Genomic DNA, 24,619 nt, shown 5'->3' on the forward strand with positions numbered 1-24,619 from the left:
GGTCCGGAAAGGACGGGTGGGGAGGCTGCGTCAAATCACTGCGTGCGGAAGGGTACATGGTTCGGATCCGGATCATGCCGCCGAACACGCCCTGGAGCCAGAGCGGCGGACATCGGTGAGAGGGTGGGCATGTGAGAGAAGCTGCGCGACCCGGCCGCACCGTCCGTGCGGCTCGCGCCCCCGTCCCCGCCAATGGCCCTCCCTCATGCACCCCGGCTGGCTATCACGGTCCGCGTCAGTACAGGAGTGCTTCGCGCCTCCTTTGGGGCGATGCCCGGCCGGCCGCCCCGCCCGCCGTCGATCAGGCGCCAGCACGGCTGCAATTGCAATCTCCTGGCGTTTACCCCTCCTAACGCCCGCCCCGGGCCCCCGCCACCCGGGTCAGGCCCCTTCCCGCCCGCCCCGGTGATGCCCGGACGGTGGGTACGCGGTAGAGTGCTCCGCCATGCCCCATCCACCCCTGACGCGGCACGCGCGGCGCGCCGCCCTCGCCGTCGCCGCCAGCCTGGCCGCCGCCTGTGGCGACCCCAAGCCCCCCTCCACCCCGGATCCGCCCCAGGTCGCCCTCACGGTGCCCAGGACCGTGGTCGCGGGGACCAGCTTCAAGTTCATCGTCAACGTGTCCGGCTGCGACGCCGTGACGAGCCTGAACGTGTACGACCGGGACACGCTCCTCAAGTCGTTCTCCTACACCACGGGAGACGTCCCTCTGGAGCTGCTGCCCGCGGACGTCCCGTTCCCGACGGCGGGCATGGCCGCCTACCTGTCGCTGAACGCCGAGGCGACGTGCAAGGACGGCCGGAAGAACAAGTCCCAGCCCCAGCCGGCCACCTTCCTTCCCGTCACCCGCGTGGTGACGGCCCCGGCCAACGGCGAGCAGGTCGTCACCGACGCCTTCATCGTCGACGGAAGCACCTCCCTCGCCAGCTTCATCGGCTGCGGCGTCGACGGCGCGGGCATCTCCATCCTCTACAAGGTGGATGCCACGGGCAAGGTGACGGCGCAGAAGAACATGCCCGTCGCCTGCACCGCCGAGACGGTCATCACCGCGCCCAATGGCAACAGCGGCAAGCGCTGGTTGTGGACGCCGGGGGCGGGCGCCATGGCCTTCGACTCCAGCCTGACCATCACCGCGAGGACGCCGACCGAGCTCAGGCCCGTCATGTTGTCGGTGCTGCCGGATGGCGATGCCCTCATCGTCAACAGCATCGACGAGGTGCGGCGCGTGTCGCACATGCCCGGCGGCAACGAGCAGACCGTCGCCACGGTGAAGTGGTTCTTCAAGGCCCTGGGGGAGATGCTCGCCCCGCCGCTGGCCCTCGAGGGGGGCGTCGTGAAGATTGCCGCCATGGGGCCGGTGCCGGACACCAGCGCCCTGGTGACGGGCGTCTTCGTGCGCGAGCTGAATGCCAACGCCGCGCCTGACACAGGGGGCGAGATTCTCGCGGAGCGCTCGTACAAGCTGCGCGTCATCCCGGTGGATGAAGGCGTTCCCCTGGGCGCCTTCAACGCGGACGGCACCATCCTGTACCTGGGCGACCAGTTGGCGAACAACCAGTCGCAGGTCACCGCCTGCGTCGCGAACCCGTCGGGCACCACGCAGGAGTGCGAGGGGGCCAACAACCGCTGGCTGGGCCCGGTCCTGCCCGCGCCGCTCGCGAGGCTGTACGTCCATCCGGAGTCCTCGCGCGTCCTGGCGATGAGCAACCAGCGCGTCTGGTTCCTCGACGCCAACGGCGGCGCCATCCGCACCAAGGAGAGCCGCTCCCTGGATGCCAACGGGGCGCTGCACGTGCAGAACATCCTGAAGGGCCGGGGCTCGGAGCTCTTCTTCCTCAACGCGCCCCAGAAGACGGGCAACCTGGGCACGCTGCCCGCGGAAATCGTCGGCGTGGACCAGTCCCCCGGCGGCGAGGCGCGGGAGCTCTTCCGCTACCAGGTGGTGGGCAGCCTGGGCGCCGGGGTGGACTCCGACGGCCGCGTGTGGATGCGCGACGGCGCCGACCTCGTCCTGATGTTGAGCACGGGCGAGTACCGCCGCCTGCGTCCGTAGGCGGCCGGGCCCGCGCTCAGGCCCTGTCGGCGACGAGGAGTGCCTCCACGTTGCCGGCGGGCCCGGGCACCGGCGAGTCCATCACCCCGCGCACGGTGAGGCCCTGCTCGCGCACGAAGGCCGTCACCGTGTCGATGGCGTCCTGGCGGGCGGCGGCGTCACGCACCACGCCGCCCTTGCCCACCCGCTCCGGGCCCACCTCGAACTGGGGCTTCACCAGCGCCACCAGCAGGCCGCCCGGCTCCAGGAAGGTGAGCACCGAGGGCAGCACCTGGGTGAGCGAGATGAAGCTCACGTCGATGACGATGGCGCCCACCTTCTCCGGCAGGTCCTCGTCGGTGAGGTAGCGCGCGTTGACGCGCTCTCGCGAGCGCACGCGCGGGTCCTTGCGCAGCTTCTCGTGGAGCTGGCCATAGCCCACGTCGATGGCGTGCACCCGCGTGGCGCCGTGCTGGAGCAGGCAGTCGGTGAAGCCGCCGGTGCTGGCGCCGATGTCCGCGCACACCCGGCCGCTCACGTCGAGCCCGAAGCGGTCCATGGCCGCCTTCAGCTTCAGCCCGCCGCGAGACACGTACGGCAGCACCTCGCCCTTGAGGCGCAGCTCCGCCTCCTGCGGCACCAGCGAGCCGGGCTTGTCCACGCGCTGGTCATCCACCACCACCTGCCCGGCCAGGATGAGCGCCTGCGCCTTGGTGCGCGACTCCGCCAGCCCGCGCTCCACCACCAGCACGTCCAGCCGCTCCTTGCGAGGCTTCACCGCCCGCCTCCTTCCAGCAGCTCGCGGCCCGCCTTCAGCAGGCCCGCCGCGTCCAGGCCCAGCTCCGCGCGCTGCACCCGTGCGTCGCCGTGCGGGACGAAGGCGTCCGGCAGGCCCACCAGGCGCACCCTCGGCGTGGCGCCGCGCGCCGCGTAGAGCTCCAGCACCGCGCCGCCCAGCCCGCCGCGCGTGGTGCCCTCCTCCACCACCACCACGTGGCCGCACGCGGCGGCCTCCAGCAGCGCGGCCTCGTCCAGCGGGAAGGCGCAGCGCGCGTCCAGCACGCTCCAGCCCGGCTCGCTCCGCGCGGCCTCCAGCGCCGCGATTCCCAGCGGGCCCAGCGTCACCAGCGTCAGCCGGGGCCGCTCGGCGCGGCGCAGCCACCGCGCTCCCGCCAGCGGTGCCTTGCCGGGGGACACGTCCGGCGGCAGCGGCGGCAGCGTGCCCCGCGGGAAGCGCAGGACGGACGGGTGCGGCGCCGCCAGCGCGGTGGCCAGCATGGGCGCCAGGTCCTCGCCCACCAGGGGCGCCCACAGCCGCAGGCCGGGCAGCGGGCGCAGCGACGCCACGTCGTAGGTGCCCTGGTGCGTGGCGCCGTCCGCGCCCACCAGCCCCGCGCGGTCCACCGCGAAGACGACGGGCAGGCCCGGCAGGACGACGTCGTGGATGACCTGGTCGTACGCGCGCTGGAGGAACGTGGAGTAGATGGCGCACACCGGGCGCGCGCCCGCGGCGGCCAGCCCCGCGCTGAAGGTGACGGCGTGCTGCTCGGCGATGCCCACGTCGTGCACGCGGTCCGGGAAGCGTGCCTTCAGCTCGTTGAGCGCCGAGCCCTCCAGCATCGCCGGCGTCACCGCCACCACGCGCGAGTCACTCGCCATGGCGTCCTCCAGCACGGAGGCGAAGGCCTCGCTGAAGGTCCGCTGTCCCTTGCGCGAGCGCACCAGCTTGCCGTCGCGCCACTCGTACGGGCCCATGGCGTGCCCGCGCGTCTGCGCGTCCGCCTCCGCCGGCGGGAAGCCCTTCCCCTTGAGCGTCAGCGCATGCACCACGACGGGCCGCGAGGACACCTTCGCCTCGCGCAGCGCGTGCACCAGCGCCCCCAGGTCATGCCCGTCCACCGGCCCCACGTAGGTGAAGCCCAGCCCCTCGAAGAAGGCGCGCGCGCCGCGGGTGCGCAGCAGCGCCGGAATGGCGCCCACGTTGGCGCTGATGGACATCTGGTTGTCGTTGAGCACCACCACCAGCGGCAGGTGGCTGCCCCCCGCGTTGTTGAGCCCCTCGAAGGTGAGCCCGCCGGTGAGCCCGCCGTCGCCCAGCACCGCCACCACGTGCCCGCGCCTGCCCAGCACCCGGCGCCCCTCCAGCATCCCCAGGGCCGCGGACACCGCCGTGCACGAGTGGCCGGCCAGCAGCGCGTCGTGGGGACTCTCGCGCGGGTCCGGGAACGGCGCGAGCCCCCCGGCCTGCCGCAGCGTGTGCATGCGCTCGCGCCGCCCGGTGAGCAGCTTGTGCGCGTACGCCTGGTGGCCCACGTCGAAGAGGAGCGCGTCCGTCGGCGAGTGGAACACGCGGTGCAACGCGACGATGAGCTCCACCGCCCCCAGGGACGCGCCCAGGTGGCCGCCCACGCGGCCACAGAGGGAGATGATGTCCTCGCGCAGCTCCTCGCACAGCGCCGGCAGCTCCGCCTCCGGAAGCGCCCGCACGTCCGAGGGCGAACCGATGCGTGCCAGCACCCCCGCCATCAGGACTTCCGCTCCACGGAGTAGCGCGCCAGCGCCGCCAGCGGCCCGTCCGCCCCTTCGAGGGGCCGCACCGCCGCCATCGCCTGCGCCACCTTCTCCTCCGCCATGCGCTTCGACGCCTCCAGCCCCACCACCGCCGGGAAGGTGAAGCGCCCCGCCGCCGCGTCCGCGCCCGCCGGCTTGCCCAGCTGCTCCGGCGTGGCCGTCACGTCCAGCACGTCGTCGGCAATCTGGAAGGCCAGTCCCACCGCGTCGCCGTAGCTGTCCGCGCGGGCCAGCGCGTCCGCGTCCCCTCCGCCGGCCAGCACGCCCATGCGGCACGCGGCGCGGATGAGGGCGCCCGTCTTCAGGCGGTGCAGCCGGACGAGGTAGTCCAGCGCGGCCGGCCGGTCCTCGGCGATGTCCAGCACCTGCCCGCCCACCATGCCCGCCGCGCCCGCCGCCACCGCCAGCTCGCGGCAGAGCGCGGCGCGCACCGGCTCCGGCCCCGAGGCCACCAGCGTGAAGGCCTCCGTCAGGAGCGCGTCACCCGCCAGTATCGCCATCGCCTCGCCGTACACCTTGTGGTTGGTGAGCCGGCCCCGGCGGTAGTCGTCGTCGTCCATGGCCGGCAGGTCGTCATGCACCAGCGAGTACGTGTGCACGTACTCCAGCGCACACGCCGCGTCGCCCGACACGGCGGAGGCGTTGCTCGCACGCGCCACCGCGTCCGCGAAGGCCAGGCACAGCACCGGGCGCAGGCGCTTGCCCCCGGCCAGCAGCGAGTAGCGCATGGCCTCCGCCAGCTTCGGCGGAGTGCCGGACGACACGAGAAGGTCCGCGCGCTCGCGCAGCAGTGCCTCCACCCGCGCCTGCTGGGCGCCCAGGAAGGAGTCCAAGTCGAAAGATGCCAAGAGTCCGTGCTCCTCTAGGGGGCCTGCGTGGCCACGAGCTCGTGGATGCGCTTGACGAGCTTGTCCATGTCCAGCGGCTTGACGAAGTAGTCCGCGGCGCCGACCTCCATGCCGTGCCGCTTGTCCTCGGGGTCCCCGCGTCCACTGATGAAGATGACGGGGATTTCCCGGAAGTGCTCGTTCTTCTTCACCGCCCGGCACAGCTCGAAGCCGTCAATCCAGGACATGTTCACGTCCAGGAGGATGGCGTGCGGCCGGTGCAGCTGGAGCGAGGCGATGAGCCGCAGGCCGTTGGCCGCCATGGTGACGTCGAAGCCCTCGTCCTCCAGGGCCGCCGCCAAGAGCTCCCGCGTGTCGCGGTCATCATCGACGATGGTGATCTTCGGCTTCGGCATGCCGGAAGTGGGCGCCCGCACCGCCTAGAACGGGACGTCATCCTCCGGGGGAGGCCGGGGAGCAGGCGCAGCAGGCGCCCGGGTGGCCGGGGGCGGACGCGCCGCCACCGACAGGGGCGCCACCACGTCCTTGCCGTCCTCGTCCAGCAACAGCTGCTCGATTCGCTGCTCCGCCTCGGTGAGCAGCTTCTCGCCGCGGCGCACGAGCTTGATGCCCTCTTCGAAGGCCTTGAGCGAGTCCTCCAGGGACAGGTTGCCGCTCTCCAGCCGGCCCACCGTCTCCTCGAGTCGCGTCACCACGTCCCCGTACTGCTCGGGAACCTCGGCCTCCGCCGCCACCTTGTCCGCCTTGGACTTCGCCACAGCCTTCCACCTCCCCGTGTGGGGCGCGGGACTCTAGAGGGTGGCCCGTTAGCAGTCCACCGGCCCTTTCACGCCGGTGACGGTGGCTTCGACTTCCTCACACCCGCCCAGCGTCTTCGCCCCGTTCACCGCGAGTTTGATGCCCAGCCGCTCTCCCACCTGCACGTCGGTGCTGGTGCGCACCACCGCGCCGTCGCGCTGGCGGAACACGACCGAGTACCCGCGCGACATGACCTTCAACGGACTGAGCGCGTCCAACCGTCCCTCCAGACGCTGGAAACGCCTCTGCGCATCCGCCAGGGCCCCCTGCTGGAGCGCCAGCAACCGCGCCCGGTGCGCGGCCAGCCGGGCACGCTCCTTCGCCACCCGCGCCGCCGGTGAGGCCCGCTCCAGCCCCAGGTGCGCCGCCGCCAGCGCCGCCTGCCGGGACGCCACCCCCGAGCGCGCCGCCTCCGACAGCCGCATCGCCAGCTTCAGGAGATTCGCCCGCTGCTCGCCCACCCGCGCCTGGGGCCGGGCCCGCTGCAGGCGCTCGGACAGCGCGCGCAGCCCTTCACGGTGCTCGCGCACCGCGGGCCGCATGACGCGCATCATCGCCTCTACCTGCTCGGACAGGTGCAGCCGCTGGTGGTTGATGGCCCGCCGCGGGTCTTCCAGCTGCGCCGAGTACTGGCCCAGCTCCTCGCGCAGCTCCAGCACCCGCCGCTCCATGGCGCGCCGCAGCCGCCCGGCCTGGGTGGCCAGCGTCAGCTCCAGGTCCGCCAGCACCGGCGCCAGCCGCTCCGCCGCCGCGCTGGGCGTGGGCGCCCGCAGGTCCGCCACGAAGTCGGAGATGGTGAAGTCGATTTCGTGGCCGATGGCCGACACCACCGGCACCGGCGAGGCGAAGATGGCGCGCGCCACCAGCTCCTCGTTGAACGTCCAGAGGTCCTCCACGGAGCCTCCGCCGCGCGTCACCACGATGACGTCCACGTCCGTGCGCGACAGCCGCTCGATGGCCCGGGCCACCTCCACCGCGGAGCCCTCGCCCTGCACGCGCGCGTCCGCCAGCAGCACGCTCTGCCGCGGGTTGCGCGAGTGCAGCACGCGCAGGAAGTCCTGGAGCGCCGCGCCGGTGCGGCTGGTGACGATGCCGATGCGCCGGGGTAGAAACGGCAGCGGGCGCGGCGCGCGCACGCGCCGGTCGCCGATGAGCCCCTCCGCCGCCAGTCGCTCCTTGAGCTGCTCGAAGGCGAGCGCCAGCGCGCCCTCCCCCACCGGCTCCATCCGCTGGACGATGAGGCTGTAGCGCCCCTGCGGCTCGTAGAGGTCGACGCTGCCCTCCGCCACCACCTCCATGCCGTCGCGGAGCATGAAGCGCAGCCGGCCCGCCAGCGACGCCCACACCTTCGTGTCGATGGCGGCGGACGAGTCCTTCAGCGAGAAATACCAGTGCCCGCGCGCGTTGGGCCCGCGAAAGCCCGTCACCTCGCCGCGCACGATGACGCGCGCGAAGCGCGACTCCAGCGTCTGCTTCAATTGCCGCGTCAGCTCGCCCACCGACAGCACCGAGCGCTCGGGCTTCGGCGGCGGCGGAGGCGCACCCTCCAGCGGTCCCAGCAGCGCCGTGCCGTCCGCGTCCACCGGCGGGGGCGGCGGCCTGCGGGGCATGGCCACCACGCGCGCCTGGGACCGGGCCTCCTCGGCCGGGCCCGGAGGCGTGGCGGACGCGCCGAACAAATCCCCCTGGCCGGGAGGCGAGACTGTCGGCGGCGGGCCGCCCCTGGACTTCTTCATCGCGAGAGCTTCTCGACCCAGGTCTTCGCCTTCTGGTGGTACTCGTCGTCGGGCGGAGTCATGGCCACCACGTCCTTGAACTTGGGCAGCGCTTCCTCGGGGGAGGCGTCCTTGATGGAGTAGGCGGAGAGGTAGAGGTCCTTCGCCTTGGTCTTCATCTCGCTGATGATGTTGGTGGCGCCGGCATGGCCCGGGTCGGCCTGCAGCGCGCGGCGCGCGTACTCCATGGCGCGGCCCCACTGGGCCGCCGCCTTCGCCGCGGTGGCGCCCTTGTAGAAGATGGTGGCCGCGCGCGTGCCCGCGTTGCGCGCCATCTTGCTGGGCCGCCCGTCGGTGATGTCCTTGTCGAGCGCCAGCAGCTTCGTCAGGTTCTTGGCGTCCAGGTCCTCCAGCTTCTTGTAGAGGTTGCTGAACTCGTTGATCTGCCCGAGCAGCTTCTTGCACTGGGGCGTGCGGGCCATGCACGCGTTGAGGATGGCCACCGCGCCGGACGTGTCACCGTCGCGGAAGCGGTCCACGGCCGGCTCCCACGGCTTGGGCGCGGGGCCCTGGATGACGGGCCTCGGCGCGTCGCGCTGCGCGATGGACTGCGCCGCCGCCTCGTTGATGAGCTTCGCGTCGCGGTAGTCGGGCACCGCCACCAGCACGTCGTCGGTGATGGCCTTGGCCTCGTCGTACTGGCTGCTGTCCAGCGCCGCGCGCGCCGCCACCGTGCGCTTGCTGGCGGCGGCCGTCAGGTCCCGCTTCAGCAGGCGCACCGGCTCGTCGAGGAACTGCGTCCGGCCCGTCTTCGCCAGCGCGGCCGAGGCCTTGCCCAGCTCGTTCTTCGCGAGCGCCGCCCGCGCCTCCTCCAGGCTGCGCTGGATGGGAATCTCCCGCTCCGCGTGCCCGAGGTAGTCCGTCACGCCCGGGTAGTCCGGCGCCTGCGCCTGGAGCTCCTCCAGCTTCGCCTGCGCCTCAATCCACTTGCCCTCGCGCACCAGGTTCTTCGCGTCCTGGAACAGCGCGCCGAGCGCGTCGCGGCGGGCCTTGCTCTCCATGGCCTTCGCCAGCTCCGCGGCCTGCTGGCGGTTGACGTTCATCCGCACCAGCCCCAGGCCGGCGAACAGCACCACCACCACGCCGGCCGCGGCCAGCTTGATGCGCATCTTCTTCTTCAGCTCCTCGGGACTGGGCGGCGTGGCGGCCGTGGCGCGAGAGCTGCGCACGCGCCCGCCCTCGGTGCGCGGCGGCGGGCGGGGCGGCACTCCGGGCCTGCCCCCCGAGCCGGCGGTGGAGGGCCGGGGCCGGGAGCCGCTGGGGGGCGCGGAGATGTTCATCGTGGAGTTGGCCACGTCCTCGAAGCGCAGCTCCGTGTCGCCCAGGGTGATGACGTCGCCGTTGGCCAGGGGCGTCTCGTCGCCGATGACGTCGCCGTTGACCATCGTTCCGTTGCCGGAGCCCAAATCGCTCACCGCCCAGCCCGTGCCCAGCTTGCGCACCATGACGTGCTTGCGGGACACGGACGTGTCGGGGATGCAGATGGGGTTGTCGGTGGCGCGGCCGATGACGTACTCGCCGTCCTCCAGCGAGAACTCCTCACCCGCCTTGGGGCCCGCGACGCACACCAGCCGGGAGCCGGCGGACGCGGGAGCGGGCCGGCTCGGGGCCGCGCCGGTGGACGACCTGCGCATGGCCGGGCGGGACCCGGTGCCTCCCGAGGGCGACCCGCCGGAAGGCGTTCCGGAAGTGGGCCTGCGACGCGCCGGAGGGGAACCGTTCGACATGGGAATTCACCGACTTCCTACGAGGGGGGCACGGGGGTTACAGCTCGTGCTCGTATGCCAACTCCAGCGCCCGATTGTGGCAGCGATGCTCGGTTGTAGGGAAGCGCCTGCTGACCTCCTGCAGGGCCGCCCGGGCCTTCTTCGCGTTCCGGAACTGTACGCTGCGTTGGAAATCGAGCATCAGCTGGCTGCACTTGTGGTCGAGCTCGGCTGACACCTGACCAAGCTGGAAGCGCACGTCCTGGTACAGGTCCGGCTTCTCGTCCAGGGCCTCCAGGGTGAGCCACGCGAAGCGGTACTGCTGCCACGCCTTGAAGAGGTTCTCCGAGCCGATGGCCCGCGTCTCGTAGAAGCGGGCCCCGGCCACCGCGTACTGGCGCGCCTTCGTCACCAGCTCCTCGCGGGACAGCTCCGGCACGGGGATGATTTCCAGGCGCAGGTTCCACACCCGCCACGACTCGTTGCCGGGCGGGTTGCGCACGTTGTCGAAGACGAGGGTGTTCAGGTCGTTTCGCTTCAGCGAGATGATGGGGAGGATGAACTCCAGCTCCCGCTCCATGGCGCTGGCCGTGTCCGGCGGCACCCACCCGAGGTTGGCCCCGTTGAGCACCAGCGCCACCTCCTCCTTGGAGATGCCGCTGGCCTGGTAGTGCAGCACCGCCACCGCCCGCGTGGGCGTGACGAACTGGAAGTCGAAGGACTTCTGGTCCGGGCGCTCCCACTGCACGCCCTCGCCCAGGCCGAACGAGTCCGGCACCGCGACCACGCCCAGCGACACCGGCTCCGGGCCTCCCCTGCCGGCGTTTCCGCCCTGGGGCCAGAACACCCAGCCCAGCGCCCCCAGGCCGCCCACCAGCACCAGCGCCATGGCCAGGCCCACCGCCAGCCGGGCCCCGAGCTTCAGCTCGCCCCACCACAGCGTCAGCTGTCCGCCACCGCTGCCGGCCAGCTCCCGGCGGCGGCGGGCGCGCTCGGCGGCCGTCATCGCCTCGGCGGCAGCGGCGGCGGGCGCCGGGCGCGCGGGCACGGCGCGGGCGTCCGCCTTCTCCAGGGCCGCCGCTGGCGGCGGTGGGTCCGCGGGCCGCACCGGGGAGATGGCGGGAAGCTTCGCGGTGGGCAGCACCTCGGCCGCGCCGTCCAGCGGGCCGCCCAGCGCGGCGGTGCGGCGGATGGGGCGGGTGGCGTCCTCGTCCCCGTCGGGGGGGACCCAGACGAAGGTGAACTCCACGGGCCCCACGGTGATGCGGTCGCCGTCCCTCAGCTGCTGCTCACCCGGCAGCAGCGTGCCGTTGAGGGAGGTGCCGTTGGAGCTGCCCACGTCCGCGGCGAAGTACAGCCCCGCGCGCTCGATGATGCGCGCGTGCCGACGGGAGACGCCGTGGTCATGCAGCACCAGGTCGTTCTCCGAGGTGCGGCCGATCTTCACCTCGGCCTGCTCGAAGACGAGCTCCCGTCCCTCCTGGAGCCCCTTGGTGATGGTCAGACGGATAGGCAGGGCACTACCCTCAGGCCAGCTCACCGAAGAAGAACTGGAACACGATGGGCCCGAACAGCACCATGAACACCGTCGGGAAGATGCAGGCGATGAGCGGGAAGAGCATCTTCACCGGGGCCTCGCCGGCCAGCTTCTCGGCGCGCTGGGTGCGGTCGATGCGCATCTGCGTGGACTGGATGCGCAGCACCTTGCCCAGGCTGGTGCCCATCTTGTCCGCCTGGATGAGCGCGGTGACGAACGTCGTCAGCGACGGCAGGTCCACGCGGACGATCATGCTCTTCATCGCCTCTTCACGCGTCTTGCCCATCTTCAGCTGCTTGAGCACCAGCTGCAGCTCCTCGCGCAGCGGGCCCACCTTGCCCTTCTCCACCACCTTCGCCAGCGCCGCGGTGAAGTCCAGGCCCGCTTCCACCGACAGCGTCAGCAGGTCCAGGTTGTAGGGCAGCGCGCGGCTGATCTGCAGGTGGCGCTTCTTCACCTGGTCGTTCAGCCACATCAGCGGGTAGTACATGCCGAAGAGCGCGAAGACGAGCGACCAGCCCAGGTTCTGGCCCAGGCCGTTGAGGATGAACAGGCCCATCAGCAGGCCCACCACGGCGCTCACCTCCTGCAGCGCCATGATGTCCTCGGGCTTGTAGCCCTGCGGCTCACCGGCCTTGATGAGGTTGCGGCGCGCCTTGGCCTCGTAGCTCGGCCACATGATGCGGCGGTTCATGGAACCCAGGCGGCGGATGGCCACGCCCCCCGCGCCCTTCACGCCGCCGGCCGACTCGTCGCGCACCTCGGAGAGGAAGCGCTCGAAGAGCGTCTGGTACAGGCCCAGGCCGAGGAACCCCATGGCCCCCGCGAAGAGCAGCGCCGAGCTGCCGACCAGCACTTGCGTCAGGACATCCACGGTGCACCCCTCAGATATCGATGTTGACGATACGGCGGATGATGAGGATGCCCATGATTTCCATGATGGCGATGATGACCACCAGGATCCACCCGAACAGGTGGTTCATCATGGGCTCCATCAGGTCGGGCCGCATGTAGTTGAGCACCATGCCCAGCACTCCGGGCATGGCCGCGACAATCCACCCCTGCAGCTTGCCCTGCGAGGTGAGCGCGTCGATCTTGCCTTCCAGGCGGAAGCGCTCGCGGATCACCGTGGAGATGGTCTCGAACATCTCCGCCATGTTGCCGCCGAGCTGCCGGGCGATGTTCGTGGACACCACCACCAGCTCCAGGTCGTCGCTGCCCACCCGGCGCCCCATGTTGATGAGCGCCTCTTCCAGGGGCACGCCCAGCTTCACTTCCTTCACGAACAGGCCGAACTCCTGCGACAGGGGCGGCATCGCCTCGCGCGCCACGTGCTCGATGGCCTGCGGGAAGGTGAGGCCCGCCTTGAAGGCGTTGGCCATGGCCTGCAGCGCGTCCACCAGCTGGACGTTGAACTTCTTGATGCGCCGCTTGCGGTAGTGCTTCACCAGGATCATCGGCACGAAGAAGCCGAACACCGTGGCAATCACCGCGAGGATGGGGTTGAAGATGATGTACGAGAGGATCCCCAGCAAGCACATGCTCGCGATGTTGAGGATCAACATCTGGCGCGCATCGATGAAGAGGAACATGTCGCTCAAGTCGTTCATCGACTTGGCGACGTAGCGCTCCTGGTACTGCTCATACGCCTTCGACAGGACGCTGAAGATCACCAGGCTGAAGAAGAAGACAGACCCGGTGACGAGGAGGAGGACGATTCCGGCGAGCATGGGCGTGGTTCCCTGGAGGACCCGCGTGGAGCGCCGTTACGGCGCTGCCGCGCCCGCGGCCTTCTCCGCGCCGCCCTTGATGATCTGGATGATCTCCCGGCGCTTCTGCTCCAGCACGCGGGTGCGCTCGCCGGACAGCAGCGTGCTGATGGTCGCGCGGCCACGCTCCTCGATGAGGTCCACGTCGTCCTCGTTGCGCAGGGTGAGCGTCAGCGCGCCCAGCTCCGTCGCCAGCACCAGGATTTCCGCCTCCTCCGGCAGCACCATCAGCGAGATGTTGCTGTACTCGCGCTGGTTCTCCGGAATCAGGTTCACGTTCGTGGTGCCGGTGATCTTTCCCGTGGCCACCACGATGACGTTCTGGAGCAGCGTCACCGCCACGCTCTCGTCCGTCTGCGGATCCCGGAAGGTGCCGATGACGTCCACCTTGTCGTTGGGGCGGATCCACCCGCCCACGGACGTGGTGTTCTTCGCCTCGATGGTGATGGCGCGGGCCTTGCGCTGCACCTTCGTGGACAGACGCTCGGCCGCCTTCGTGGTCTCGAACTGGCTCCACAGCAGCGGATCACCCGACTGCAGCGCCACGAGCACCTTCTGGTTCACGACGTAGGAAGCGGAGTCCGGACGCACCACCGACGAGGTGACGAACTGCTCCGGCACCGAGCGCTGGGAGATCATCTCGAAGGTGATGACCGTGCCTTCCGGGATGTCCTGCGCCGCCACGACGACGGGCACCAGGTTCCAGCCGCGGCGGACGTCCGCCTCCTTCTTCTTGATGGCGGAGTAGGCGATGACGCCGGCCAGCAGGCCCAGCACGAGCGCGACGACAAGAGGAGTCTTGCCCTTCAGCATGGTTCAGGAACCTCCAAAACGGGGGGGTGCCGTTCGGCGGCGAAGAAGTCCAGAGGGGGTGTGCGAGTACAATCAGGCGCAACAAGCGCGGATGGCGCGGGATGTTAGCCGTGCGATACACCGGGTGTCAAAACCACCTCTCGCGATAGCCCGGCATCCCGCGCCATTCCGGAACAAAAACCAGGGCGCTACAGGTCGGCGAGGTCGGCGCGGTCTCCCGACGTCAGGCCCTTGCCCTCGGTGATGCTGTAGATGGCGTGCTGCACCACGTCAACCTCCTCCTCGCCCGAGATTCGCTTGCCGTCCACCAGCCCCAGCAGCTCCTTCAGGGCCGAGTCGCTGGTGACGGGCCCCAGCCGGTAGGGCGTGCCCGTGTCGTTGGGGAGCAGGGACTCGTTGAGGCAGTAGGTGAAGAGGGGCACCACGTGCGCCTCGGAGTCCACGCCGCCGTCGAGCCCTCCGGGGCCCCCGGACGTGGGCGGCACCGTCACGACGACGCGCTCCACCAGCAGGCCGTGCTGGTAGCTCTCCGAGGCGGAGATGATGACGAGCCCCGGCGGGAAGGTCACCTGGACCGAGCCGCCCGTGGCGTTGCGCAGCGGCACGCAGACCTTCACGAAGTCCCCCGAGCCGTTGCCCGGGGCCCCGTTGCCGCAGTCGTCGGTGATGTCGTTCGCCCCGTACACCGTGCCGCTGACCGTCACGCCCTGAGGCAGGGTGAACGGGGTGCCCAGCGGCTCTCCCGGGTCGTCCCCCAGGCCGGGGCGGACCTCGTTCTGCCCCGTCCCCGCGTCGGGGGTGTCCGTCCCGTCGTCGTCGTCATCCCCGCTGCACGCCAGCACGCCCGCCCCCACCGCCGCCGCGACAACCATCCACTTCCAGGCCGCATGCGCCATTGCGCGCTCCTTGTCCGTCCGGGACACGTGGGGGGACTACAAATCCCGCAGGGCCTCGCGGTCTGCCGCCGTCAGTCCCGAGCCCTCGGTGATGCTGTAGATGGCCTCCTGGACGATCTCCACCTTGGTGCCGTCGTCGTAGACGTCCTTGCCCTGCATCAGCGTGTAGAGCTCCTGCATCTGCGGGTGGTCGGTGACGGGGCCCAGCTCGAAGCGGGCGGACGGGTCCGAGGGCAGGCTCGCCTTGTTGATGCAGTAGAAGTGCAGGGGCACGTTCACCGTCGTCGCGGTGGTGCCGCCGTCGACCCCTCCGGGGCCTCCCGAGGTGGGGGGCACCGTCACGACGACGCGCTCTATCAGCAGGCCGTTCTGGTAGCTCTCCGAGGCGGAGACGATGACGAGCCCCGGCGGGAAGGTCACCTGGACCGGGCCGCCGCTGGTGTTGGTGAGCTGGAGGCAGCCGCGCACGGAGAGGCCGCTGCCCACGGCCTGCGTCCGCGGCTGCGGGCAGTTGCCGTCGTCGTCCGCGCCGACGATGGTTCCGGCCACCTGCACGCCCGCGGGCAGCGGCAGCGGCGTGCCCTTGGGCTGGCGCCGGTCCTTGCCGAAGCCGGGCTGCGCGCCCGCCTCCACGTCATCGTCGTCGTCCGTCCCCGTCCCGCCCGGCTCGTCCTTGCATGCCCCGAGCCCCACCACGGCCGCCACCAGCAGCCACGTCCACCGCGCCTGTGCCATGTGCGCCTCTCCCTCGAACTGCCGGCGGCCCCCGTCTGGAGGTGCCGCCGGGTCAACGTCTACCCGGAGCCTCGCCGAGCCTGCCTACCCAGGCAACCCCGCAAGTGGGGACGCGTCAAGGAAGCAATGGACCGGGGGGCTCCGCGGCAGGCAGGTCGGGGTTGAAGAGGCCGGTGAGGACCAGGGGCCCGCCGGCCTCGTCCCGCAGGAGCGCGGGCACGCCGTGCTCCAGGCCGACGACGCGCAGGGAGAAGGTGACGCCGTCCCGGGAGACGAAGAGCCAGACATCTCCCGGGACGAGCCGCTCGGCCGCCGCGTCCGGCGCCGCCACCCGCAGCACCCTCGCCGGCACGCCGCGGAAGGTCCTGTCCCGGACGCGGGCGTCGGCGCGGAAGGCCTGCTCGAGGAGGGCCTGCCACGGGGCCGTCTCGACGGGCACCTCGGCCCGCGACTGGAGCTGGCCCACCATCTCCAGGTGGACGCGCCGCGCGGAGGTGAGGAAGGCCAGGTTGGCGCGCGTCTCCGAGCGCGAGTCCACGGGCTGCCGGCCGGAGGCGAGCGTCCCGCCGACGCCCGCGAGCACCGCCAGGGAGGCCCACAGCGGGGCGGAGCGGCCTCTCGCCAGCCCCGCGAGCAGGCGCACCAGGCCCACGGCCGCCACCACCGAGCCCAGCAGCAGGAGCCCCCGCGGCGGGTCGCCCACGTGGAAGGGGCGCGACACCGCCTCCACGAGGTGCAGCCACTCGGAACGGGACGCGCCCAGCGGCACCGCCGCCAGGGCCAGGAAGACGCCCGCGTGCACCACCCGCAGGCCCCAGGGGGACGAGCCCCCTTCCCCGCTCCGGACCGCCGCCGTCATGGGAACGGCAGGTTGAGCACGAAGTAGTACGAGTCGTAATAGACCTGGTAGGCCTCCAGGAAGAGGTCGATGACGTTGGACTGCCTGTCATCGGTCCACCGGACCTTCACGGACGCGCCGACGACGAGCGCCACCACGAGGACCCAGTTGAGCAGGGAGTACTCCAACATCGCCTGACCGCGCCGCGCACGGCGGTGGGGGCGCGGCGTCTTCGTCGTGGAGCTCATGGGCTCTCCTCCTCCTCCTCCTCCTGCAACCAGGGGAGGTTGGCGAACTTCTGGTCGGCGTACTCGAGATGGATTTGCGGCTCGTTCGGCTGCGGCATGCGGATGCGGGACTTCGCATCCACACCATACTCCGCCACCTCCATGCTCTGTCCGATGCCGGGAATCTCGATCTTCGCCAGGTTGATGACGGGAATCTCCCGGCTCATCCACATGCGCTTGATGACGGTGGAGCGCAGCACGACTTCCACCGGGACGGCGGTGACGGTGCCCGCGTGGGTCATCAGGCGTGCCTCCTTGCCGGAGCGGACGACCGGACGGTACGCGGTGGGGAGCGCCGGCTGCGGAGCGCCCTTCGCCCGCGCGGCGTCGTCCGGGGCCGGCTCCTTCTTCTTCAGCGCGTCCTCCAGCGCCTCCTGGGAGTACTCCTGCGGCTTGCCGTAGCCCGCGGAGGCGATGAGGCGGGTGATGGGGTGGCGGCCCGAGCCGTCCGACTCGCCCAGGGCGACCAGCATCTTCATCTGCCCCAGCGGCGCGCGCATCGCGGGGTGCGTGCCGAACTCCACCTCCATCCACACCGCGTCCCGTGCGTACCGGTCCTTCTCCATGCCCACGACGGCCATGCGCCAGAAGTGCACGCGCGCGCCGCCGCCATCCATCCGGTAGGTGACCCAGTCGCCCACGCGCGACGCCCGCGCGCCCCGGGACATGTGGTCCATCAGGGCCTTCATCGCGGGCGCGGGCCCGGGCGCCGCGGCCCGGACGGGCACGGCGGCGAGCAGCACGGCCAGCGCGAGGCAGGTCACCACGGCCTTCACTTCGTGCCCTCCTTCGCGGCGCGCTGGCTGCGCTCATGCGCCTGGCGGCTCTCGCGCACGGCGACATCGTTGGGCATCGCGTCGGGACGGTCCGAGCCCACCCACATCTGTACCATGGCGGTGAGCCCGTCCTCCACGGGGCGGAGCGTCGTCAGCACCTGCTCGCCCTTGCGGGCATGCTCCAGGGTGAGCTGCGTCTCCCCTCCGAGCTTCATCGCGCCCTGGCGCACCGGCTGGTAGCCCTGCTTCTCGAGCTCCTGGGTGACGCGCTTGCGCACGTCCTCCAGGCTGCCCTGCACGAGCGACGAGCGGTTCTGGGAGCCGCCGGGCGCATCCCGTGTGGCCAGGTCCTGGGTGAAGAGCATCCCCTCCAGCCTCACCAGGCCGGGGGCCGGCTTGCGGGGCGCGCTCACCCAGAGGTCCCTCAGCACGGTGAAGCCCACCGTCTTGCCCAGGTGCCGGCGCAGGACGACGCCGCGCTGCAGCCCCTCGCGCGTGTACAGAGCGGACACCACGGCCTCTTCCTCCAGGTCCCCGTCCACCGCGGTGGGGTAGCCCCGCGAGCGCCAGTGGCGCGTGAAGTAGTCCGCCACCTTCTCCAGCGGGTCCTTCGTGGTGAAGTACGCCATGCGGTAGTACTCACCGGCGATGACCAGGTCATTGCCGATGCGCGTGTGCACCGTGCCCGGGTAGACGGGCAGCTCCTGCTGGGCGTGGGCGGCCAGGGCCCCCACCGCCAGCAGCAGCGCGCACAAGGGTGCCAGCGACCTATTCACAGTTGACGATGTCCTCGTTCTTGTCGCCCTTCGTCGCGTCGGCGCTGGTGGGCGCGGAAGGGTCCTCGGCCTGCGGATTCTTGCAGCCCATGAAGTGCTCGCCCCGGGCCTCGAAGATCTTCTTGTACTGCGAGTCCTCATAGGTGTTGTCCCGGAACGGGGCCGTGTCGAAGCACTGCGGGCGGTCATGGTCCAGCAGCTCGAGGTCGTTCGTCATCTGGTCCTGCAGGCCATGCGCCGCGGCCACGGGGTAGCTGTTGACGCCCGCGCACTGGGACGCGTCCCCTCCCTCCAACCCGTAGTTCTTGGAGATGACGAAGGTGCCGAGGAAGGCGGGCGAGAAGGACTTGAAGAAGTCCAGCACGCCCCCCACCGGCGAGTCCTCGATGGCCTTCTTGACGCCCAGGAAGGTCATCCGGTTGACCTGCGCGTAGAGGCCATGCGGATCACTGCCCTCGTTGTGGCCACCGGCGCGCCGGTCGTTGATGACGGCATCGCCGCCGTCCGGCATGTTCCACCCGTTGGCGTACATGGAGTGGTGGGCGCTGAGCCGCAGGCTGCCCAGGTTCCTGCCTCCGAAGGTGTTCGTCTTGAAGAAGTCCCCCGTGCTCTGCTCCAGGTAGCGCTGCGGGAGGATGACGTTGTCGAACTGCATCGACACCCGGGACTCCACCCAGCCCTTGGTGTTGAACTTCCAGGCGCCCAGGAGCGCGTTGGCGCCGCCGCCCACCGCGCCAATCACGTCGCTGGCCATGCCGTCGCCGCTGTTGCCCAGCACCAGGCCCGCCTCGATGAAGGGCACTTCCTTGTTGACGAGCTCCGACTGGACGTTGGTGTAGCGCGCGATGAAGGAGCCGGGCGGAGCGTTGGTCTCCACCGAGTCCATGTCCTTGAAGCGCTCCTGCGCCTCTTCCAGGGCCTCCGTCCTCGCGTCCTCGAAGGCGCCGTCGTGGTTCTCGCTGCCGAAGTCGGACAGCGCGTAGCTCGTCATCTCCCAGGTGGCGTAGCGCGCCAGCTCCAGCAGCTTCAGCTTCGCCCGCACCAGCTCGGTGAGGTACATGCTGAACATGAGGATCATCACCAGCACCGGCACGGCGAGCGCGAACTCGACGGTGGCGGCGCCGCGGCGCGGGGCCCTGCGCTGTCTTGGCGGTCTCATCAGCGGTGTCCCGGCTTAGTGGGTGATGATCTTGGGCGCAATGCCGCGCAGCGGGCCTGGCAGGGCGTCCGTCAGGCTGCCGACCAGGGGCAGGTTGTGGCGGCCCTGGTACACGGACGCCAGGCGCGGGCGCCAGTACGGGTTGAAGAAGTTGGGCTGCTCCGTCCAGTTGCCGGGCCGGTGGTAGTAGCTCTGGCCGCGGGTGATGACGTTGAGCCCCTCGGAGAAGCTGAGGAACTTCTTCCGGTTGTTCTCCAGCTCCAGCGCCTCCGTGTCCGCCGTGAAGTTGAAGCGGATCTTCCCGTCCGCGTTCAGCAGCGCGGGCGCGTTGGTGCCCGCCTCCTTGTCCTTCAGGTCCCGGTTGGTGATTTCGTCCGGGGACTTGTTGAGCGCGACCCAGGTGGACGGCTGGTTGAAGTCGAACTTGTAGCGCGGCGCCGCCTCGTTGCTGGCGGTGCGGCCGCACACGCCCTCGAACTGGCCGGGCTCGAAGTGCATGAACGGGACGACGCCCTTCCACGGGTGGTTGCCGTCCTCCGCGGGGTGCACGTTGGCCGTGTAGACGTCCATCTTTCCGGGCAGGAGGGGCGGACAGATGCCCAGCGGGAGGACGCAGACCTCGTTCTTGGTGACGCCCACCTCGCCCTCGGAGCCCTTGGGACGCTGGCGGTTGCGCCACCCGCTGTCGCCCGTGGGCAGCCGCTCGGGGTGGACCCGCCAGTGCACGCCGCCGTCGCGGTACGAGCCCGCCTTGTCGTTCAGCGCCCAGATGCTCGTCTTGGACATCCACTGGTAGGGCAGCAGCTTCCGGCTCGAGTCCTCCAGCCCCCTGCGTGGATCTCCCCAGCAGCGGCCGACGTCCTTCTCGTCCGTCTTGCAGGCCATCGGGTTCGTCAGGCCGGGGAAGCCCGCGGGGCCGAACTTGAGCCAGTACAGGTCGTCCGAGCCGAGGTTGTCGCCCTGGGCCATCATCCCGAGCGTCGGGGCGATGCCGTCATTCCAGTCGCGGATGTAGTTGCGCGTCTTGCGCGTCTGGACGAGCTTGTCCCGGTACTGGCTGATGTGCGTCAGCATGCGGGTCTGCCCCAGCTTGCCGAAGCTGATCACCCCGGGGATGTCGACCTCGTTGTTGAGCCACTCGCCGATGATGCCCAGCCAGCTCGGCAGCGGGATGAGGTCTCCCAGCCGGCGCGAGGTGATGAACTTCTGCTGGCACTGGAGCAGGTTCACCCCGCCCACGCCCAGCCCGCCCGACGTGTCACACGCGTAGCGGGTCGCGTTGGAGATGCCGCCCATGGAGCGCTTGGCGCGAGCCTCCTTCGACGTATGGGCCGTCGCCTCCGGGTCAATGGCCTTGAACGGGTTGGCGGGAGTGCCCAGGGGACGGCCTCCCGCCTCGGCGAAGTGCGCCTGGTCGAAGAGACACTGGCTGAGCACGCCGGTGAGGCCCTGGCTGACGAGCGAGTTGATGTTCTTGTCGTTGTCCGCGATGACCGTGTCCGTGGTCTGCAGGACGTGCGTGGACGTGGACATCATCACCGCCTGGGACGCGAAGAACATCACGCTGTTGAGCACCCAGTGCGTGGGGATGACGAGCTTGCCGATGAGCTTGTCCGGATTGGTGGTGACCAGCAGCTGGTGGAAGATCCTGACGACCGTCTTCCAGGCCTCCATCGCGGTGTCGATGACCTTGAGCACCTGCCCCACCACCGGAATCAACTTCAAGAGGGGACAGGCTATCTTCCAGAAGAAGCCGTCATCGTCTCCCGCGCACGGGTTCAGCGTCTTCATGAACCCGTAGGTGTCCGCGAGGAACGCCTCGGCGAAGTAGATGAGTGACAGCAGCGACTGCCACAGCATCGCGGAGACGTAGTGCGAGACCTGCGTGCGGTTGGCGTACGCGTAGAAGTTGAACGCGCGCGCCTCCATGGCGGCCATGGAGTAGGCGGCGGAGTCCGCGGTGTTCTGCAGGCGGATGCGCTCGTGGACGGTGTGGCCGATGTTGACGGTGGTCAACACGGCGATGGACATGACGAGCACCATCAGCGCGGCCAGCACCAGCGCCTGGCCTTCCTGGCGGCGGAAGCTCTGTCGGAGGGTCCGGGTGAACATGGTCGGCGGTCCTCTTACAGGCCCCAGTCGGGGTTGAGGTGCATGATCCACTTCCGGTGGAAGTTGGACTGCATGCGCATGGTGTACGTGGCCGTCAGCGGGATGAAGTAGCGCCGGCCCGCGAAGTTGGAGACCAGGGGGATGCTGCCAGTGGCCAGGCCCCAGAGCACCGCCATCTCCAGCGGATACACGGAGTCATAGCCCTTCTCGTGCCGGATGCCCTTCACGGACGCGGCGGCCAGGCCGTTGAGGTTGCCGTCGGCCATGATGTTGGCGCCCGGCGTGACGGTGGCCCGGTCGATGGCGCCGTGCAGCGCCAGGCCCGCGTTGGAGGCGAACCACGAGGTGAAGATGATCCAGTTCGCGAAGGGCACGCGCAGCTGGTACCAGTAGCGCAGGCGGATGGTGAGCCGCGTGGACTTGCGGAAGACGAGCTCCGACTCGTCCGGCTCCGGCAGGTTGAAGAACTTGCGGATGTGGTTCTCCAGCGTGGGGACCTCGGGGAAGCTGTCCGCCCCGTCGAAGTCCAGCTCCTGCCAGTTGACGCCGCTGCGCAGCTTCCAGATGGTGTTGATGGGCGTGAAGTACGCCGGGTTGATGGTGTCCACCCGCACCATGCCCAGCAGGTTGGAGCCGTTGACCGTGCGCGGCACCACGCCACCGCCGAAGTTCAACGCGCTCATGCCGGTGTCGTAGAGCTGGTGCAACGCGAGCGTCGTCCCCAGCTTCGCGATGTCGTTCGTGGCGCCCATCGTCGGCAAGAGCGCGACGATGGCCGCGTCGTGCATGCGCTCGTTGTTGCCGTTCCACACGATGCCGGCCCGCGCCGCCTGGTACGCGGCGTACTCGGTCATCAGCTTCGCGTGCTGCATCATCGTGAGCTGGATGATTCCCAGCGTCATGAAGACGGTCAGCGGCATGATCATCGCCGCTTCCACGGCGGCCTGACCCGACTGCGCGCGAGACGCCCCCCGCGCCCGCCCACCATCCTGTGCTTCCTGTCCCATGCTTCCATTATCCGGTGAGGCGCGCCGGACTCGCATCGGTCAAATGGACAGACCTACACCCACGTTTCCGTCCATTTTCTATTTGCTCAGAAACCGCAGGTCCTCATTTCTGGGGATCAGCGGATTCCGGGACGGCCTCGCGGGCCAGCTTGCGGCGAGCGGCCTGGGCGGCGCTGGAGCCCGGCGCCTCGGCGATGACGCGCTTGCAGGCGGCGGTGCCGGCGGCCTGACGGCCCAGGGCGAGCTCCGCGTCGCAGAGGCGGCTGAGGAGCCCGAGGCGCTCCGTGCCGGAGGCCCCGGCGTCCAGCGCCGAGCGCAGCAGCCCCGACTCCAGGGCGCGGTCGCCGGCGAGGTACGCCTCCCGGGCCTGCCTCGAGAGCTCCGCCACGGACGGCCCCGGCTCCGCCTGGGCGCGAGTGGCCGGCATGCCGGCGGCGGGGCTCTCGGGCTCGCTTCGCCGGGCCTTCTTCGAGGGCGCCTGGGACGGAGCGGGAGCACGGCGCTCGGCCAGGGCCTCCGTCTGCGCGAGGGCGCCGGTGGCCACGTCCGCGCGGCCCGCGGACGGGGCCACGGGGGCCGCCGTCGTGGGCGCGGGCGGCGCCGAGGGCGCGTACGCGGAGCCCACGTCCTGGGGGGCCTGCTTGGCGCCCGCGAAGGTGTCGTACGCGTCGTCGTCCTCGTCGGCGGCCTGGACCTCGGCCGGGGCCGGGGACGCACCGCCCAGCTTCAACGAGTCCTGCTTCGGCGCGGGCAGGGCCTCCTCGTCGGGGGCGTCCTTCTCGGCGAGGGCGAACTTCGGGGACTTCGAGGGGGCACTCTTCGCCAGCGGCGACCGGTTCGTCGAGGCCCGCGCGCGCTCCGAGGCGCCCTTGCCGTACTCACGCTTCGACTTCATCTCCTCCTCGCGGACGATGCGGGCGTCGAGCCCGCCGCCACTGCCCGCGTTGCGCCAGTCGTCCGCGCGCGCCACTTCCTTCGCGGCGCCCTCGTCCAGGAGCGCGTCCGCGGAGGGCGCGGCCTGCCCGAGGGGCGGAGGCGCTGGCGCGGGGGCCTCCGCACTCTGGGCAACGGGCCCGGCCATACCGCGCGCGGGCGCGGCGTCCTTCGCCTTCGCCATGTCGGCTTTCGCCGCCACCTGGGCCGGGGAGAGGGTCTGGGGGGCGTTCTGGTTCGCCTCAAGGATGAAGATGCCGAAGGTGCTCACCGAGGCCACGCCCAACACCGGCAGCAGCCAGCGGCGCCAGCGCGAGGGCTTGGGCGCGGGGCCGGCGGCGGCGCGGCGCGCGGCCTGCTGCGCGTAGGCCATGAGCGACTCGAGCCCGGCGTCCGGCGCGGGCTCCGTGGAGAGCTGGGACATGGTGGCGCGCACGCCGCGGATGTCGTCCAGGGCCTGGGTGCAGCGGGCGCAGCCCGACAGGTGCGCCTCCATGGCCCGGGCCTCGGGGGTGGGCAGCTCGCCGTAGGCGAAGTCGAGGAGCCGGTCCTCGTGCGCGTGGGCATTCTGCGGATTCATCCCGTCACCGTCCTTCCGTCCTCGGCGAGGTCGCCGTCCACGCCCATGTCCGCCAGGCGTCGTCGCAACCCGTCGAGCGCGTAGCGCATCCGGCTCTTCACGGTGTTCTCGGACACGCCCGTCACCTCGGCGATGTCCTTGAAGGGAATGCCGCTGTACTCACGCAGGATGAACACTTCTCGCTGCTCCTCCGGGAGGGCCGCCAGGGCGCGCTCCAGCAGGGGCCGCAGGCGGGCGTTGTACGCGCCGCGCTCGGGGCTGGCCCCCGTGTCCGGCAGCCCCTCGCCCAGCGGCCGTCCCTCTTCCCCATCCGCACCCGCGGCGGGGGATTCCAGGGACGACGCCTGGCGGTAGCTCTCTTTGCGCGCGCTGTCCACGCAGAGGTTCCTCGCAATCGTGTAGAGCCAGGTCGTGAACTTCGCCTTGGGCGTGTACTCGCCGGCGCTCCGTACCACCTTCAGCCACGTCTCCTGCAGCACGTCCTCCGCCCGTGCCCGGTGCCCGACGAATCGAAGGACGAAGTTGAACACCGGCGTCCGGTGCTTGCGCACCAGCGCCTCGAACGCGCGCGCGTCCCCCGCCTGGAAGGCGAGCATCAGCCGCTCGTCTGAGGTCTCCGGTCCCAACACTCCCCCATCTCTCCTGGAGCACCCGACACCCCGACCCCTCCT

The 24,619-nt window shown here is 70.7% G+C and carries 23 protein-coding genes; 1 reads left to right on the forward strand and 22 read right to left on the reverse strand.

Annotated elements, in window-relative coordinates; all coding sequences use genetic code 11:
* The first annotated feature begins 445 nt into the window (after window positions 1-445).
* On the forward strand, window positions 446-2,053 hold the full coding sequence (locus tag ACX9TP_RS30080; RefSeq protein WP_482974075.1) for a hypothetical protein: 1,608 nt from the start codon (window positions 446-448) through the stop codon (window positions 2,051-2,053).
* Between the two features lie 16 nt (window positions 2,054-2,069).
* Here the strand turns inward: ACX9TP_RS30080 and ACX9TP_RS30085 are convergent, their stop codons facing one another.
* The 22 genes from ACX9TP_RS30085 to ACX9TP_RS30190 form a co-directional block, all read right to left on the reverse strand.
* On the reverse strand, window positions 2,070-2,810 hold the full coding sequence (locus ACX9TP_RS30085) for a TlyA family RNA methyltransferase (protein WP_482974076.1): 741 nt from the start codon (window positions 2,808-2,810) through the stop codon (window positions 2,070-2,072).
* Complete coding sequence (locus ACX9TP_RS30090) at window positions 2,807-4,558, reverse strand: 1-deoxy-D-xylulose-5-phosphate synthase (protein WP_482974077.1); 1,752 nt, start codon at window positions 4,556-4,558, stop codon at window positions 2,807-2,809. Before ACX9TP_RS30090 ends, ACX9TP_RS30085 begins: the two co-directional genes overlap by 4 nt.
* Window positions 4,558-5,451, reverse strand: coding sequence for a polyprenyl synthetase family protein (locus ACX9TP_RS30095; protein ID WP_482974078.1), 894 nt, complete (start codon window positions 5,449-5,451; stop codon window positions 4,558-4,560). The genes ACX9TP_RS30090 and ACX9TP_RS30095 overlap by 1 nt, the downstream gene beginning before the upstream one ends.
* Before the next feature lie 14 nt (window positions 5,452-5,465).
* Window positions 5,466-5,846, reverse strand: coding sequence for a response regulator (locus tag ACX9TP_RS30100; protein WP_482974079.1), 381 nt, complete (start codon window positions 5,844-5,846; stop codon window positions 5,466-5,468).
* A gap of 24 nt (window positions 5,847-5,870) precedes the next feature.
* Entirely contained in the window at window positions 5,871-6,209 is a 339-nt protein-coding gene (gene xseB / locus ACX9TP_RS30105) for an exodeoxyribonuclease VII small subunit (protein WP_482974080.1), read from the reverse strand.
* Window positions 6,210-6,257: 48 nt separating this feature from the next.
* Complete coding sequence (gene xseA / locus ACX9TP_RS30110) at window positions 6,258-7,985, reverse strand: exodeoxyribonuclease VII large subunit (RefSeq protein ID WP_482974081.1); 1,728 nt, start codon at window positions 7,983-7,985, stop codon at window positions 6,258-6,260.
* A complete protein-coding gene (locus ACX9TP_RS30115) occupies window positions 7,982-9,751 on the reverse strand; it encodes an FHA domain-containing protein (protein WP_482974082.1) in 1,770 nt (589 codons plus the stop codon). The genes xseA and ACX9TP_RS30115 overlap by 4 nt, the downstream gene beginning before the upstream one ends.
* 37 nt (window positions 9,752-9,788) lie before the next feature.
* On the reverse strand, window positions 9,789-11,270 hold the full coding sequence (locus ACX9TP_RS30120; protein WP_482974083.1) for an FHA domain-containing protein: 1,482 nt from the start codon (window positions 11,268-11,270) through the stop codon (window positions 9,789-9,791).
* A complete protein-coding gene (locus ACX9TP_RS30125) occupies window positions 11,257-12,084 on the reverse strand; it encodes a type II secretion system F family protein (protein WP_482982242.1) in 828 nt (275 codons plus the stop codon). The genes ACX9TP_RS30120 and ACX9TP_RS30125 overlap by 14 nt, the downstream gene beginning before the upstream one ends.
* A gap of 67 nt (window positions 12,085-12,151) precedes the next feature.
* Complete coding sequence (locus ACX9TP_RS30130) at window positions 12,152-12,997, reverse strand: type II secretion system F family protein (RefSeq protein WP_482974084.1); 846 nt, start codon at window positions 12,995-12,997, stop codon at window positions 12,152-12,154.
* Between the two features lie 36 nt (window positions 12,998-13,033).
* Window positions 13,034-13,849, reverse strand: coding sequence for a Flp pilus assembly protein CpaB (gene cpaB / locus ACX9TP_RS30135; protein ID WP_163998321.1), 816 nt, complete (start codon window positions 13,847-13,849; stop codon window positions 13,034-13,036).
* A gap of 188 nt (window positions 13,850-14,037) precedes the next feature.
* Window positions 14,038-14,745: a hypothetical protein gene (locus ACX9TP_RS30140; protein ID WP_482974085.1), complete on the reverse strand. Its 708-nt coding sequence runs from the start codon at window positions 14,743-14,745 to the stop codon at window positions 14,038-14,040.
* 36 nt (window positions 14,746-14,781) lie between these two features.
* Entirely contained in the window at window positions 14,782-15,480 is a 699-nt protein-coding gene (locus tag ACX9TP_RS30145) for a hypothetical protein (RefSeq protein WP_482974086.1), read from the reverse strand.
* A 115-nt stretch (window positions 15,481-15,595) separates the two neighbouring features.
* Window positions 15,596-16,339 (reverse strand): hypothetical protein, encoded by a 744-nt coding sequence (locus tag ACX9TP_RS30150; protein ID WP_482974087.1) that lies wholly within the window; start codon window positions 16,337-16,339, stop codon window positions 15,596-15,598.
* Window positions 16,336-16,566 carry a hypothetical protein gene (locus tag ACX9TP_RS30155; RefSeq protein WP_482974088.1) on the reverse strand — a complete coding sequence of 77 codons (231 nt, stop codon included), beginning with the start codon at window positions 16,564-16,566 and terminating at the stop codon, window positions 16,336-16,338. Before ACX9TP_RS30155 ends, ACX9TP_RS30150 begins: the two co-directional genes overlap by 4 nt.
* The gene (locus tag ACX9TP_RS30160; RefSeq protein ID WP_482974089.1) at window positions 16,563-17,381 is read right to left on the reverse strand and encodes a hypothetical protein; all 819 of its coding nucleotides are present in this window, start codon (window positions 17,379-17,381) and stop codon (window positions 16,563-16,565) included. The genes ACX9TP_RS30155 and ACX9TP_RS30160 overlap by 4 nt, the downstream gene beginning before the upstream one ends.
* Window positions 17,378-18,157, reverse strand: coding sequence for a hypothetical protein (locus ACX9TP_RS30165; protein ID WP_482974090.1), 780 nt, complete (start codon window positions 18,155-18,157; stop codon window positions 17,378-17,380). Before ACX9TP_RS30165 ends, ACX9TP_RS30160 begins: the two co-directional genes overlap by 4 nt.
* Window positions 18,150-19,316, reverse strand: coding sequence for a TadE family protein (locus ACX9TP_RS30170; protein ID WP_482974091.1), 1,167 nt, complete (start codon window positions 19,314-19,316; stop codon window positions 18,150-18,152). Before ACX9TP_RS30170 ends, ACX9TP_RS30165 begins: the two co-directional genes overlap by 8 nt.
* A gap of 15 nt (window positions 19,317-19,331) precedes the next feature.
* The gene (locus ACX9TP_RS30175) at window positions 19,332-21,428 is read right to left on the reverse strand and encodes a Tad domain-containing protein (RefSeq protein ID WP_482974092.1); all 2,097 of its coding nucleotides are present in this window, start codon (window positions 21,426-21,428) and stop codon (window positions 19,332-19,334) included.
* Between the two features lie 14 nt (window positions 21,429-21,442).
* The gene (locus ACX9TP_RS30180; protein WP_482974093.1) at window positions 21,443-22,435 is read right to left on the reverse strand and encodes a TadE/TadG family type IV pilus assembly protein; all 993 of its coding nucleotides are present in this window, start codon (window positions 22,433-22,435) and stop codon (window positions 21,443-21,445) included.
* 103 nt (window positions 22,436-22,538) lie between these two features.
* A complete protein-coding gene (locus ACX9TP_RS30185; RefSeq protein ID WP_482974094.1) occupies window positions 22,539-23,948 on the reverse strand; it encodes an anti-sigma factor family protein in 1,410 nt (469 codons plus the stop codon).
* Window positions 23,945-24,544 carry an RNA polymerase sigma factor gene (locus ACX9TP_RS30190; protein ID WP_482982243.1) on the reverse strand — a complete coding sequence of 200 codons (600 nt, stop codon included), beginning with the start codon at window positions 24,542-24,544 and terminating at the stop codon, window positions 23,945-23,947. Before ACX9TP_RS30190 ends, ACX9TP_RS30185 begins: the two co-directional genes overlap by 4 nt.
* Window positions 24,545-24,619 lie beyond the last annotated feature (75 nt).

This window comes from Pyxidicoccus sp. M15 (assembly GCF_056858435.1).

Excerpts from the sequence above, each read along its gene's own strand:
- ACX9TP_RS30080 (WP_482974075.1), top strand. The coding sequence starts at position 446 with ATGCCCCATCCACCCCTGACGCGGCACGCGCGGCGCGCCGCCCTCGCC.
- ACX9TP_RS30090 (WP_482974077.1), bottom strand. The coding sequence starts at position 4,558 with ATGGCGGGGGTGCTGGCACGCATCGGTTCGCCCTCGGACGTGCGGGCG.
- ACX9TP_RS30100 (WP_482974079.1), bottom strand. The coding sequence starts at position 5,846 with ATGCCGAAGCCGAAGATCACCATCGTCGATGATGACCGCGACACGCGG.
- xseA (WP_482974081.1), bottom strand. The coding sequence starts at position 7,985 with ATGAAGAAGTCCAGGGGCGGCCCGCCGCCGACAGTCTCGCCTCCCGGC.
- ACX9TP_RS30115 (WP_482974082.1), bottom strand. The coding sequence starts at position 9,751 with ATGTCGAACGGTTCCCCTCCGGCGCGTCGCAGGCCCACTTCCGGAACG.
- ACX9TP_RS30125 (WP_482982242.1), bottom strand. The coding sequence starts at position 12,084 with ATGGGGTTCCTCGGCCTGGGCCTGTACCAGACGCTCTTCGAGCGCTTC.
- ACX9TP_RS30130 (WP_482974084.1), bottom strand. The coding sequence starts at position 12,997 with ATGCTCGCCGGAATCGTCCTCCTCCTCGTCACCGGGTCTGTCTTCTTC.
- cpaB (WP_163998321.1), bottom strand. The coding sequence starts at position 13,849 with ATGCTGAAGGGCAAGACTCCTCTTGTCGTCGCGCTCGTGCTGGGCCTG.
- ACX9TP_RS30140 (WP_482974085.1), bottom strand. The coding sequence starts at position 14,745 with ATGGCGCATGCGGCCTGGAAGTGGATGGTTGTCGCGGCGGCGGTGGGG.
- ACX9TP_RS30145 (WP_482974086.1), bottom strand. The coding sequence starts at position 15,480 with ATGGCACAGGCGCGGTGGACGTGGCTGCTGGTGGCGGCCGTGGTGGGG.
- ACX9TP_RS30150 (WP_482974087.1), bottom strand. The coding sequence starts at position 16,339 with ATGACGGCGGCGGTCCGGAGCGGGGAAGGGGGCTCGTCCCCCTGGGGC.
- ACX9TP_RS30155 (WP_482974088.1), bottom strand. The coding sequence starts at position 16,566 with ATGAGCTCCACGACGAAGACGCCGCGCCCCCACCGCCGTGCGCGGCGC.
- ACX9TP_RS30170 (WP_482974091.1), bottom strand. The coding sequence starts at position 19,316 with ATGAGACCGCCAAGACAGCGCAGGGCCCCGCGCCGCGGCGCCGCCACC.
- ACX9TP_RS30175 (WP_482974092.1), bottom strand. The coding sequence starts at position 21,428 with ATGTTCACCCGGACCCTCCGACAGAGCTTCCGCCGCCAGGAAGGCCAG.
- ACX9TP_RS30180 (WP_482974093.1), bottom strand. The coding sequence starts at position 22,435 with ATGGGACAGGAAGCACAGGATGGTGGGCGGGCGCGGGGGGCGTCTCGC.
- ACX9TP_RS30185 (WP_482974094.1), bottom strand. The coding sequence starts at position 23,948 with ATGAATCCGCAGAATGCCCACGCGCACGAGGACCGGCTCCTCGACTTC.
- ACX9TP_RS30190 (WP_482982243.1), bottom strand. The coding sequence starts at position 24,544 with ATGCTCGCCTTCCAGGCGGGGGACGCGCGCGCGTTCGAGGCGCTGGTG.